The organism is Methylorubrum rhodinum (genome assembly GCF_014199935.1).
Taxonomy (GTDB): domain Bacteria; phylum Pseudomonadota; class Alphaproteobacteria; order Rhizobiales; family Beijerinckiaceae; genus Methylobacterium; species Methylobacterium rhodinum.
The window spans coordinates 1-11,800 of sequence record NZ_JACHOP010000047.1 but is presented as its reverse complement, the minus strand read 5'-3'; the positions used below and the strand labels follow the sequence as shown (position 1 = coordinate 11,800).

9 protein-coding genes are annotated in these 11,800 nt (G+C 72.6%); 5 read left to right on the top strand and 4 right to left on the bottom strand.

Translation table 11 applies throughout. The annotated features are described in order from the left end of the window. The first annotated feature begins 263 nt into the window (after positions 1–263). Positions 264–3,809, top strand: a complete 3,546-nt coding sequence (locus HNR00_RS25190; protein WP_183574285.1) for a tetratricopeptide repeat protein — start codon at positions 264–266, stop codon at positions 3,807–3,809. Positions 3,810–3,906: 97 nt separating this feature from the next. On the opposite strand, the gene HNR00_RS25185 is transcribed toward HNR00_RS25190, so the two are convergent. Beyond that, on the bottom strand, positions 3,907–4,851 hold the full coding sequence (locus HNR00_RS25185; protein ID WP_183574283.1) for an alginate O-acetyltransferase AlgX-related protein: 945 nt from the start codon (positions 4,849–4,851) through the stop codon (positions 3,907–3,909). A gap of 124 nt (positions 4,852–4,975) precedes the next feature. Here HNR00_RS25185 and HNR00_RS25180 point away from each other — a divergent pair, with 124 nt between their 5' ends. The 4 genes from HNR00_RS25180 (at position 4,976) to HNR00_RS25165 (ending at position 8,530) form a co-directional block, all read left to right on the top strand. Continuing rightward, a complete protein-coding gene (locus HNR00_RS25180; protein ID WP_183574281.1) occupies positions 4,976–5,494 on the top strand; it encodes a 2'-5' RNA ligase family protein in 519 nt (172 codons plus the stop codon). Next, the gene (locus HNR00_RS25175) at positions 5,491–6,321 is read left to right on the top strand and encodes a phosphatase PAP2 family protein (RefSeq protein WP_183574279.1); all 831 of its coding nucleotides are present in this window, start codon (positions 5,491–5,493) and stop codon (positions 6,319–6,321) included. Before HNR00_RS25180 ends, HNR00_RS25175 begins: the two co-directional genes overlap by 4 nt. A 35-nt stretch (positions 6,322–6,356) precedes the next feature. Continuing rightward, positions 6,357–7,685, top strand: coding sequence for a Gfo/Idh/MocA family protein (locus HNR00_RS25170; RefSeq protein ID WP_376770413.1), 1,329 nt, complete (start codon positions 6,357–6,359; stop codon positions 7,683–7,685). Positions 7,686–7,939: 254 nt separating this feature from the next. Beyond that, a complete protein-coding gene (locus HNR00_RS25165; RefSeq protein WP_183574277.1) occupies positions 7,940–8,530 on the top strand; it encodes a class I SAM-dependent methyltransferase in 591 nt (196 codons plus the stop codon). Between the two features lie 81 nt (positions 8,531–8,611). On the opposite strand, the gene HNR00_RS25160 is transcribed toward HNR00_RS25165, so the two are convergent. The 3 genes from HNR00_RS25160 to thrC all read right to left on the bottom strand — a co-directional run bounded on the left by HNR00_RS25160 (position 8,612) and on the right by thrC (position 11,600). Continuing rightward, a complete protein-coding gene (locus HNR00_RS25160; RefSeq protein WP_183574275.1) occupies positions 8,612–8,758 on the bottom strand; it encodes a hypothetical protein in 147 nt (48 codons plus the stop codon). A gap of 130 nt (positions 8,759–8,888) precedes the next feature. Beyond that, positions 8,889–10,184 (bottom strand): M16 family metallopeptidase, encoded by a 1,296-nt coding sequence (locus HNR00_RS25155; RefSeq protein ID WP_183574273.1) that lies wholly within the window; start codon positions 10,182–10,184, stop codon positions 8,889–8,891. Between the two features lie 6 nt (positions 10,185–10,190). Further along, positions 10,191–11,600 (bottom strand): threonine synthase, encoded by a 1,410-nt coding sequence (gene thrC, locus HNR00_RS25150; protein WP_183574271.1) that lies wholly within the window; start codon positions 11,598–11,600, stop codon positions 10,191–10,193. Between the last annotated feature and the right edge of the window lie 200 nt (positions 11,601–11,800).

The window sequence follows — 11,800 nt, the reverse complement described above, 5'->3', positions numbered from 1 at the left end:
GTCAGCGCAACCAGATCACCGCTCCAAACCTTGCGAGAAGGGGGCCGTCCACATATGGATTCCGGGTTCCGCTGCGCGGCCCCGGAATGACGGTGGTGGGTTGGTCGAGCGACGATTTCCCCGTGCATCACCGGCTCTTAACCGACCATTTACCAAGATTGTTAAAGGTCGTCTCGACCGTTCCGATCCTCGCCCCACCCCTCACCGGAGGGGGCCAGCGCCCGGCCGGGCCCCGGACGCTGCCGACACCGGATCTCCGTGCGATGAGCAAGACCGCCCCGATCAGCATCGACAGCTTCGACCCGGAGGTGCTCGCGGCCGCCCGCGAAGTCGCCAAGCGGGCCGGCGTGCCGCTGGAATCCTGGATCGAGTCCGTGACCGCCCCGACGCAGTCGACGCCCGCCGGTCGCCGCGAGCCGCCGGCCGCCGGGCCGGACCGCCGGCAGGAGATCGCGGAGGCCGCGCCCGCCGCCGCGCTCCCGGCGCAGGACGAGCCGCGGCCGCAGGAGGCGCCCGGCCCGGCACGCCATCCATCCTCCCACCCGGCCGCCCACCCAGCGCCCCGGAAGCCTGCGGCGGCCGAGGCGGCCCCGCTCGACGCCTCGCTCGACGCGATGATGAAGCGGCTCGACGCCCTCGACCGCTCGCTCGACGAGCAGCGCGAGGCGTCCCGAAGCGCCGCCGCGCGAATGATCGGCGAGATCGAGACCCGACTCGCCGCGACGCAGCCTCCGGGCCCCATCGCCGAGGAGGAGGCCGTGACCGGGCGCCTCGCCGAGATCGAGCGCCGCATGGGCGAGATCGCCGGCCAGCTCTCCACCCCGCGCCCGCTCGGGCGTCGCGGCAAGCCGCTCGCCAGCGAGATGCGCGACGCCGTCGCCGAGGTGCGCCGCCGCCAGCGCGAGCTGGAGGAGGGCGCCGAGGGCGGTCCCGCCGCGATTCCCCAGGCGCCCCGCGCGGTCGAGGCCGCCGGCCTGCCCTCGCCGGCCATCGTCGAGCTGCAGGCGGAGACGACGCGCCTGCGCGACTCGCTCGGAAGCCTCGCCACCGGCCGCGACGTCGGCGCGCTGGAGCAGGCCATGCGCGCGCTCGTCACCGACATCCAGCGGGCGCGCGCGCCCGGCGACCTCGCCGCCATCGCGGCCCCGATCGAGCTGATGCGGGTGCAGGTCGAGCGGCTGGCCGACGACGTGGCCGCCAACGTCCATGCCCGGGTCGCGGGCGAGGTCGAGCGGCTGGCCCTCAAGGTCGACGGGGCGCTGACCGGCGCGGCGCCGACCTTCGCCGACCAGAACGCCCTCGACGGCGTCTTCCGCGAACTCGACGAGATCCGCCGCCTCATCGGCGCATTGGCCGGCCCCGAGCGCATCCAGAGCCTCGCCCAGGGCGTGCAGGCGATCAGCGCGCAGATCGCGCAGCTCCAGCGCGGCAACGACGCCGAGGTCGCCGCGCTGAAGCCGCTGCTGGAGGAGATCCGCAGCGGGTTGAAGAACCCGGACGAGTCGCGGGCGCTGCTCGGCCGGTTCGAGGCGCTGGCGGACCGGATGGACCGCGCCGCCGAGAGCCCGGCCGGCAATCCCGTCGGCGAGTTGATCGGGCGCCTCGAGACGCTGGGCGAGAGCCTGCGCCAGCAGCCCGCCCCGCCGAAGGACTTCGCCTCGATCCGGGGCATGCTGGAGACGCTGGCCGAGAAGGTCGACCGCGTGAGCACCGACGGCCGCGGCCTCGACGCGCTGGAACAGCACGTCGTCGCGCTCGCCCACCGCCTCGACGCGCCGAAGGCCGCCGATCCGGCGCTCGGCCGGCTGGAGCGGACGATGGGCGAGCTCGTCGCCCAGGTCTCGGCCCTGAAGGAGGTCTCGGCCCTGAACGACGGCGTGCCCGGCGGGCGCGGGCCGGACCTCGAGGCCGCGGTGGAACGCGCGACCCGCGCGGCGGTCAAGGACGCGATGGCGGGCGGGGCGGGAGAAGGGGCGGGGGACGGGGCGCTCGGCCTGCTGCGGGCAGACCTCGCCGAGCTGCGGGCGAGCCAGCGCGCCGCCGACCAGCGGCTCCACGCGACGATGGAGGGCGTGCAGGCGCTGCTGTCGCGCCTCAGCGACCAGCTCGACCGGGCCCCCTCCGCGACTTTGACCTCGGCGCACGCGCTCGCCGCCGCGGCCCCGGCCCGGGCCGGCGCGACGCTCGACCTGCCGCTGCCCGAGGCTCCGGCCGCCGAGCCGTTTTCGCGCGAGCGTCATGCCCATGAGCGGCCCGCTGCGCCCAAGGCCGCGAAGGCTGCGGCGCCCAACGCCGCGGCATCGGCGACCGCCGCGCAGGCCGGCCAGACCGTCCGGCCGCGTCCCGCCATCCGGCCGGAGGACGCTCTCGACGACGTGACCCGCGGCGGCGACGAGCTCCTGGAGCCCGGCACCGGCCGTCCGGCGCCCGGCCGCCCGGCGGCGCCCGATGCGGCCGTCCCGGCGGGCAACGACATCAAGACGAGCTTCATCGCCGCCGCCCGCCGCGCCGCGCAGGCCGCGCAGGCGGAGGCCGCGGCCGAGCAGCCGCTGGCGAGCCGCCTTCGCGAGCGCATGGGCGGCGGTGTCCGCGCCACCGCGTCGGGCGCCGGCGCCGCGGCGAAATCCGCCGACCTTCCCGCCGCCGAGGGTGCGGCGTCGCGGGTGCGCGGCGCCGTCGAGAAGCGCCGCCGCACCTTGCTGCTGGGCCTCGCCGCGGTGGTGCTGGCGCTCGGCGCGTATCAGGCCTTCGTGGCCAATGGTGGCCCGCCCCCCGAGGAGGCCGCCGCACCGAGCGGGAACGCCGTCGCCGCCGCGCCGGAGGCCGCGAGGCCCGCCGAGACCCGGGCGGTCGAGAACCGGCCCGCCGAGCGCGGCGCGACGGAGAGCGCCGCGGCGCCGTCCGCCTCGCCGTCCCAGCCCTCGTCGCGGACCGCCGCGACGCCGCCGGACCCGACCACGACGCAGTCCCTGGCCGAGCCCGGCGCACGCGCCGACGAGGCCGGCCGCAAGGCAGGTCCCTCCGCCGCCCCCTCGACCGGTTCGCATCCGCTGCCGCAGGTCGCCTCCATGGCCGGGCTCGCCCCGGACCTCGCGGGGGTGCCGCCGGCACTGGCCAAGCTGAAGCAATCGGCCCTCGACGGCGACGGCGCCGCGATCTGGGAACTCGCCGGCCGCGAGGCCGAGGGCCGCGGCGTGCCGCGCGATCTCGCGCTCGCCGCCAAGCTCTACGAGCGGCTCGCCAGCGCGGGCTACGCCCCGGCCCAGTTCAAGCTCGGCAACGCCTTCGAGAAGGGCTCGGGCGTGACCCGCGACATCGCCCAGGCCAAGTCGTGGTACGGCCGGGCCGCCGACATGGGCAACACGCGGGCCATGCACAATCTCGCGGTGCTGCACGCGGAGAACCCGGCGGCCAACGGCCGGCCCGACTTCGCCACCGCGGCGACCGCCTTCCGCCGCGCCGCCGAGCACGGCGTGCGCGACAGCCAGTACAACCTCGCGGTGCTCTACGCCCGCGGCCTCGGCGTGGGCCAGGACCTCGTCCAGTCCTACCTCTGGTTCTCGACCGCCGCCGCGCAGGGCGACGACGAGGCCGGCCGCAAGCGCGACGAGGTCGCCGGCAAGCTGGCCCCGGCCGATCTCGCCCGCGGCCGGGAGATGGTCGCCGCCTTCAAGCCCAAGGCGGTCGACGCCTCCGCCAACGAGGCCCCCGCGCTGAAGGCCCCGGCCGCCCCGCCGACCTCCCTCATCGGCGCGCCCTCGCCGAACCTGCCGAACCCGAATTCCTTCCAGAAGCGGGCGGGGGTGTAGGGCGGGATCGACCGGTCGCTTCGGTCACCGAGCATCCCCCGATCCGCTGTGCGGGGAGACGGGGAGCAGCGGCCTTCGCGCGAATGAACCGGCCCCCTCACACCACCGGCGCCGCCTCCGCCCACCGCGCCGGCTTGTCCATGTCCGGCCGCTCGTAGGCCGCGAGGTCGAAGCGGTCGTCCGGCAGGCGGGTGAGGAAGCGCTCGGCCATCTCGAACATCAGGAGGTCGGGCCGCACCCGCTCGACATAGGCCCAGTCCAGGCTCGACGACCAGACGAAGTGCAGCTCGCGGAACGACTCGGCCAGCAGGCTGGTCAGCAGGATCGGCGCGTAATGCGCGTAGGAATCGCCGAACAGCACCAGCGTGCGCGGGTCGGCGTGGGGCGAGGGGTTTCGGTAGATCACGTGGGCGCCGACATGCAGGTCGCCGGCCCGGCCCGCCGCCTCGTAGGCCTCGACCAGCGGGCTGGCATAGGCCCGCGAGGCCTCGCGCAGAACCGCCCAGTTCGTCACCGTCTCGCGGGGCCGGTCCGGCAGCTTGTCGCCGAGGTCCCAGAGACCTTCCGTCTCGAAGCGGGGGCGCTCGGCGATGTCGGGCGGGGGCACCGCGCCGCAGGCCCGCATCAGGGCGCGGTAGCCGAGCAGGCAGCCGTCGTAGGTCCAGTGGGAATCGGTGCGCCGGAACAGCGGCACGGCGCCGTCGCGGGCGGCCCGCAGGGGGGCCACGAGATCGACGAAGCCGCTCATCCGGTCGAGCCGGCGGGCGAGGCGGCGGGCCGGCGACAGGCGCGGATCGTAGGCGAGATCGAGGGTGCGGTCGTCGTAGACCGTGAGCTTCTCCGGCACGATGGTGTGCACGTAGCGGATGCCCAGCGCGCGGGCGCGGGCGGCGCGGGCCTCGATCAGCCGCGCCCAGCGACGCAGATGCCACCCGTTCCTGAGCGTGCAGCGGTACTGGTCGAGCACGCCGTTGGTGCCCCCGATCAGGAACAGCCATCCCTCGCGCCCCCGGTGGACGAGCTCTCGGTTCCTGCGGGCCATGCGGCTGTCTAATCACGCCGCCGGCTCCTGAACAGCGTGAAGCGCGCCGCAGCCCCCCGGCTGGAACCGCACCCCGCCCGCGCCATCTTTCCCCGACGCCGCCCTTCGCCCGCGAGACACCGCATTGCCCGAGCCCGACCCGCTGATCCTGACGCTGCAGATGGAGGCGGCGGCCTTCGCCGAATTCGACGGATTGCGGCGGCGCCACTTCCCCGAGGCGCTGAACCACATCCCGGCCCACGCGACCCTGTTCCACCACCTGCCCGGCGACGCGCCGGACGCGGTGATCGAGACCGTGACGGCGCTCGCCCGCGCCGAGGGGCCGCCGGAGGTCGCCGTGACGGGCGTGCGCTTCACCGGGCGCGGCGTGGCCTTCAGCCTCGACTCCGAACCGCTGACGGGCTTCCGCGGCCGCGTGGCGGCGGCGTTCCGCGACGATCTCACGGCGCAGGACCGGCAGGGCTGGCGCCCGCACGTGACGGTGCAGAACAAGGTCAAGCCGGAGACGGCCCGGGCGCTCCACGCCAGCCTCGCGCAGGGCTTTTCGCCCTCGCGCTTCCGCGCGCCCGGCGTGTTGCTGTGGCGCTATCTCGGTGGGCCCTGGGAGCGGCTCGCGACGATCCCCTTCGGAGGCGCGGCATGAACCGGTCCCCCTCGCGGTTTCCCGATTTCGCCCGCAGCGGCGGCAGCGCCCTGTGGCGCGGCTCCGCCACCTTCTGGCTGCGGCTTCACCTCAACGAGGTCGGGCCGCTGGTCTCGCTGCTCGCCGTCAGCACGCTGGGCTACGCCTTCTTCGCGCTCGCCACCGAGGTCGGCGAGGGCTCGACCGCCGCGCTCGACCGAAAGATCCTGCTGTCTCTGCGCAACCCCGCCGACCTCGCCGACCCGCTCGGGCCGGCCTGGCTGGAGGAGGCGATGCGCGACATCACCGGCTGGGGCAGCGTGGTGACGATCGTGTTCCTCACGGCGGCCGCGGTGATCTACCTCGCGCTCGCGGGGCGCAGGCGGATCGCGGTGTTCGTGCTGGCCGCCATCGGCGGCGGCGAGGCGGTCTCGACCCTGCTCAAGCTGTTCTACCACCGGCCCCGGCCCGATCTCGTGCCGCACGGCATGGAGACCTTCACGGCGAGCTTCCCGTCCGGCCACGCGATGATGTCGGCCATCGCCTACCTGACGCTGGCGACGCTGCTCGCCCGCGTCGAGCGGCGGCGCAGCGTCAAGGCGCTGCTTCTGGCGCTCGGCATCGTCATGACGGTGTGCGTCGGCATCAGCCGGGTCTATCTCGGCGTGCACTGGCCGAGCGACGTGGTCGCCGGCTGGTGCGTCGGCGCCGCCTGGGCGGCGCTGTGCTGGTTCGTGGCGCTCCAACTCCAGCGGCGGGGCGAGGTCGAGGACCCCGACCCCACCCCCGCGTCGACGGGCCAGGGGACGGCCAAGGGCTCGCTCAAGGGAACCGCCCCGCCCGCGTGAGGCGTTCCGGCCTCGTATCTCCGAAGGCGAGGCCCATGAGCGAAGATCTGCGCGACACCGTGCGCCTCTCCCGGCGCATCCTCCTGGCGGCGGGCAGCGCCGGCCTCACCGGCGCGGCGTTGAGCCTCGCCGGACGGGCGCAGGCGCAGGGAGCATCTCCGCCCGGTCCCTCGGTGCCGGCCGATACCGGGGCGGTGCAGGGCGAGCGCGTCGTGTTTCCGAACTGGCGCGATTCCGGCGACGCCCCGCCCCCGCCGCCGCCCGCGCCGATGCCGCCGGGTGAGCGCGTCGGCTTCGCCGTCGTCGGCCTCGGGCGCCTGAGCCTCGAAGAGATCCTGCCGGCCTTCGGCGAGGCGAAGAAGGCGAAGGTCGTGGCGCTGATGTCGGGCTCGCCGGAGAAGGCGAAGCTCACCGCGCGCCAGTACGGCATCGCTGAAGACGCGGTCTACGCCTACGACCAGTGGGACCGGCTGAAGGCGAATCCTGCGGTCCAGGTGGTCTACATCGTCACCCCGAACGGCCTGCACCGCGACCACGTGCTGGCGGCGGCGGGCGCGGGCAAGCACGTGCTGTGCGAGAAGCCGATGGCCAATTCGTCGGCCGAGGCGCGGGCCATGATCGAGGCCTGCCGACAGGCGGGCGTGAAGCTGATGATCGCCTATCGCTGCCAGTACGAGCCGTTCAACCGCGAGGTGGTGCGGCTCGCCCGTTCCGGCGAGTTCGGCCGGGTGAAGATGGTCGAGGCGTTCAACGGCCAGACCACGGCGCTCCCCGAGCAGTGGCGCCTGCGCCGGGCGCTGGCCGGCGGTGGGGCGCTGCCGGATATCGGCCTCTACTGCCTCAACGGCGTGCGGGCGCTCATCGGCGAGGAGCCGGTCTCGGTCCAGGCACAGATCGTCTCCCCTGAGAACGATCCGCGCTTCAAGGAGGTGGAGGAGAGCGTCGCCTTCACGCTCCGCTTCCCGTCGGGCGTGATCGCGCAATGCGGCACCAGCTACGGCGTCCACGAGAGCCGGGAGTTGCGGGTGCACACCGCCAACGGCGCGATCGCGCTGCACAACGCCTTCGCCTATCGCGGCCAGCGCCTCGTGATCGCCCACCGCGAGGGCAGCCACGTCCAGCGCGACGAGCCGGCGCTGACGCCCAAGAACCAGTTCGCGCTCGAACTCGACCACATGGCCGAATGCATTCTCAAGGACGCCCAGCCCCGCACGCCGGGCGAGGAGGGGTTGCAGGACATGATCCTGATGGAGGCGATCTACGAGGCCGCCCGCACCGGCGCCCCCGTGAAGGTCGGCCCCCTCGCCGGGACCGGGGAGGGGCTCGATGCCACCCGCGGGCCGGCCTTGGAGGAGGGGCGATGAGCGGGGCACCATCGCCGCGCCCCATACCGTTCGCAACGACCTGAGATTCCCGCTCGCGACATCGACAGCGCCGTCCGATCGACCGATGGCGGCGCAGCCGCGGGATCGGCGCGTATTGCGGAGAGCCCGGAAACTCCTTCAAAAGAGACGCACGAGGCACCTCCGGGCCGAACCCGGCGATTGTCTCGGCGGCGTTGTGCATCGTGACGAGATCACGCCGCGAGATCGAACGTTCAAGCTCGAGGGCTTCGTCAGTGCTCCAGGAAACGATCAGACCGGACGGATCGCCGGATATCCATCTGCGAATCACACCGATCGTCCTGCGGCATTTCAGACGCTACGAGTTCGCGCGCGATCACCTCACACCCGTCACAGTTCTCGATGTCGCGTCAGGCTCCGGCTATGGCAAGGATCTCCTCGGCCCGGACTTCACCTATGTCGGGATCGATGCGGCTCCCGAAGCGGTCAAATATGCCAATCAAGCTTATGGAAACGGGCATTTCCACCAGGGCGACATCAATCATCTTCAATATGCCGACGAATATTTCGACAACGTCATCTCGATGGAGACGCTGGAGCATCTGGACGAAGCCGCGCCTGCCCTGAGCGAGCTGCGCCGGGTGCTGAAGCCGGGGGGTAGGCTCGCCGCCAGCATCCCCCTCAACCATCCCGATCTCGTGCATCACAAGCGCGTCTACTGCTTCTCGGAGGCGAAAGCGCTTTTCACCGGAATGGGCTTGAGCCGGCTAGACCTCTACCTGCAGACGCACATGCGGATCGAACCGGTCACGGTCGAGCCGGACGATCAAAGCGCCGGTACGCTCGTGGTCATCGGCAGGAAGTAGGCCGGCACGAATTCGTCCTGTGCTTCGACTCGTGTGACCGAACTCGAGATCGGTTGGCACGCGTGCGATCCGACCTCGCCGCTACTCCCCCCAGCGGACGAACAGCCCGATGGCGAGGATCGCCAGGATGGCGAGCAGCCACGCCTCGCCGACCGTCAGCGCATAGGCGACGAGGCCGAAGAAGCCGATCGTGAGGCCGAGCATGGTCGCGACGGCGACGGGGTTCATGAGGCTCGCTTCGCTGCCGCTCTTCCGGCGAGCCATGGCCGGGCGAGCGAGAGTTTCGCCATAACCTAGGAAGGGCCTGCCCGCCACCGGCGGGTTTTCCCGCACACGTTGTCGTGCGCCGGAGCCATCATCAGCCGCCGCGCAGCGCCCCGGCGACCCGCGCGAGCGGCGGCAGGCCCTTCAGCGGGCCGATGGCCGCCAGCGTCGGCGCGCCCGCGAGCAGGGTGCGGGCGGCGGCGCGGGTGTCCTCGACGGTCACGGCATCGACCTTGGCGATCAGTTCCTCCGGCGGGATCACCCGGCCCCAGGCGAGCAGCTGGCGGGCGTTGCGCTCGATGCGCCCGCCCGGCGTCTCCAGCGCGGAGAGCAGCGAGACCTTGAGTTGCGCCTTGGCGCGGGCGAGTTCCGCCGCATCGAGTTCCGCGGCCGCCGCGCGGGTGGTGGCGAGGGTGACGTCGAGAAGCTCGGGGAGGTCGGCGCCCGAGGTGCCGGCGCCGATGCCGAACAGGCCGCAATCGGCGAACGGCCAGTGAAAGGCCTGGATCTCGTAGGCCAGCCCGCGGGTCTCGCGCACCTCGTGCCACAGCCGCGAGGTCAGGCCGCCGCCGAGGATCTGCGAGAACAGGTGAAGCGCGTAGTAGCCGTCGTCGCGGAAGGACAGGCCGGGCAGGCCGAGGACGAGGTTGGCCTGCTCCAGGCGCTTCTGCATCCCCCGCTCGCCGCCGCCGTAGACGCCCGCCACCACCGGGGGCGCCTCGACGGGCTTCAGGCCGCCGAAGTGCCGCTGGGCGGCGTCCACGATCTCGGCGTGCTCGACCGCACCCGCGGCGGCCAGCACCATGCGGCCCGGCACGTATTCGCGGGCGATGTAGGCTTCGATCCCGGCGCGGTCGAACGAGGTGATGGTCTCCGGCCGCCCCAGGATCGGGCGGCCGATCGGCTGGCCGGGAAAGGCCGTCTCGATGAAGGCGTCGTAGACCACGTCGTCGGGGGTGTCCTCGACCGCGGCGTATTCCTGGAGGATCACGCCCTTCTCGCGGGCGAGTTCGCCGGCATCGAACACCGAATTCGTCAGGATGTCGCCGAGCACGTCGAGCGCCACGCGGGCGTCCTCGCCCAGCACCCGGGCGGTGTAGCTGGTGGATTCGGTGCTGGTGGCGGCATTGATCTCGCCGCCGACATTCTCGATCTCCTCGGCGATCCCGCGGGCCGAGCGCGTCGCCGTCCCCTTGAACGCCATGTGCTCGATCAGGTGGCTGAGCCCGTGCTCGTCCGCCCGCTCGTGGCGCGAGCCGGCCCCGACCCAGACCCCGAGGGTCGCGGTGGCGACGCCGGGGATCGTCTCGCTCGCCACCGTGAACCCGTTGTCGAGCCGGGTGACGGTGAGGCCGGGGGAGGCGCCGAAGGTCGAGAAATGCTGGTTCATGGACCCTCAACCCCGCGTGATGCGGGCGTGCTCGGTGATGTAGCGCTCGATCTGCCCCTGATCGTTGGCCAGCCGCGCCACCGTCTCGGGCCGGTCCATCAGGTCGGCGAGATGCGGCGGCAGGGCCGGGCGCCCGGCCCCGGTCGCCTGCGAGACGGCGTCGGGGAACTTGGCCGGATGCGCGGTGGCGAGCGCCACGACGGGCGTCGCCGCATCCTTCTCCAGCAGGCGCCGGGCGGCGCGCACGCCGATGGCGCTGTGGGGATCGAGCACCATGCCGGTGCGGCGGAAGGTGCCGGCGATCTCGTCGGCCACCTCGGTCTCGGGCACCGCCGTCGCGTCGAATTCGCCGCGCACCGTGGCCAGCACTTCGGGGCTGAGCGAGAAACCGCCGGACTGCTTCAGGCCGTCCATCAGGCGACCGAGGGAGGAGGCGTCGCGCCCGAGCGCCTCGAACAGCAACCGCTCGAAGTTCGACGAGATCTGGATGTCCATCGACGGCGAGGTGGTCGGCTGAACGCCGCGCGGCTCGTACGAACCGTGCTCCAGGGTGCGGGCCAGAATGTCGTTGGCGTTGGTGCCGATCATCAGCCGCTCGATCGGCAGGCCCATCTTCTTGGCGACCCAGCCGGCGAGGATGTCGCCGAAATTGCCGGTCGGCACCGCGAACGACACGTTTCGGTGGGGGGCGCCCAGCGCCACCGCGGACGTGAAATAATAGACGGTCTGGGCCGCCACCCGCGCCCAGTTGATCGAGTTGACGCCCGACAGCTTCACGGCGTCGGCGAAGTCGGCGTGCTGGAACATCGCCTTCACGAGGTTCTGGCAATCGTCGAAATTGCCGTTGACGGCGAGCGCGTGGACGTTCGGCGCGTTGACGCTCGTCATCTGCTTGCGCTGCACCTCCGACACGCGCCCGTGCGGGAACAGGATGAACACGTCGACCTGATCGAGCCCCTTGAAGGCTTCCACCGCCGCCGAGCCGGTATCGCCCGAGGTCGCGCCGACGATGGTGGCCCGCGCACCTTTCTTCCGGAGCACGTAATCCATCAGCCGCCCGAGCAGCTGCATCGCCACGTCCTTGAAGGCGAGCGTGGGGCCGTGGAAGAGTTCGAGCAGAAAGAGATTGTCGTCGAGCTGGGCCAGCGGGCAGATCGCCGGATGGCGGAAGCCCGAATAGGCCAGCTCGATCATCGCATCGAGTTCGCGGTCGGGAATCTCGCCGTCGATCAGCGGGCGCAACACGCGCTTGGCGACCTCGGCGTAGCGCTGCCCTGCAAACCCCGCGATCTCCTCGCGGGAGATCTGCGGCCAGCTCTGCGGCACGTAGAGGCCGCCGTCGCGGGCGAGCCCGGCGAGCAGGGCATCGGAAAAGCTCAAGGGCGCGGCGGCGCCGCGGGTCGAGACGTGCAGCAAGGGGGCCTCCGGGAAGGCGGCCCCTTTACACCCTTCGTGCGGCCGTGTCGAAGCGATGCATCGAGGGGCGCCGGCAATGTTTCGGGGAACGGCGTTCGGCCCTCACGCCGTCATCAACTCAGTTCGTGGCGACCTGTCGTTTTTCGGCGAAGGCGTCGCGCAGGCGCGCGTTTGCGATGACGATGAGGCGCCGCATGAGG

Coding starts and splice junctions, on each gene's coding strand:
- HNR00_RS25190 (WP_183574285.1), top strand. CDS start 264: ATGAGCAAGACCGCCCCGATCAGCATCGACAGCTTCGACCCGGAGGTG.
- HNR00_RS25185 (WP_183574283.1), bottom strand. CDS start 4,851: ATGGCCCGCAGGAACCGAGAGCTCGTCCACCGGGGGCGCGAGGGATGG.
- HNR00_RS25175 (WP_183574279.1), top strand. CDS start 5,491: ATGAACCGGTCCCCCTCGCGGTTTCCCGATTTCGCCCGCAGCGGCGGC.
- HNR00_RS25170 (WP_376770413.1), top strand. CDS start 6,357: ATGAGCGAAGATCTGCGCGACACCGTGCGCCTCTCCCGGCGCATCCTC.
- HNR00_RS25160 (WP_183574275.1), bottom strand. CDS start 8,758: ATGAACCCCGTCGCCGTCGCGACCATGCTCGGCCTCACGATCGGCTTC.
- HNR00_RS25155 (WP_183574273.1), bottom strand. CDS start 10,184: ATGAACCAGCATTTCTCGACCTTCGGCGCCTCCCCCGGCCTCACCGTC.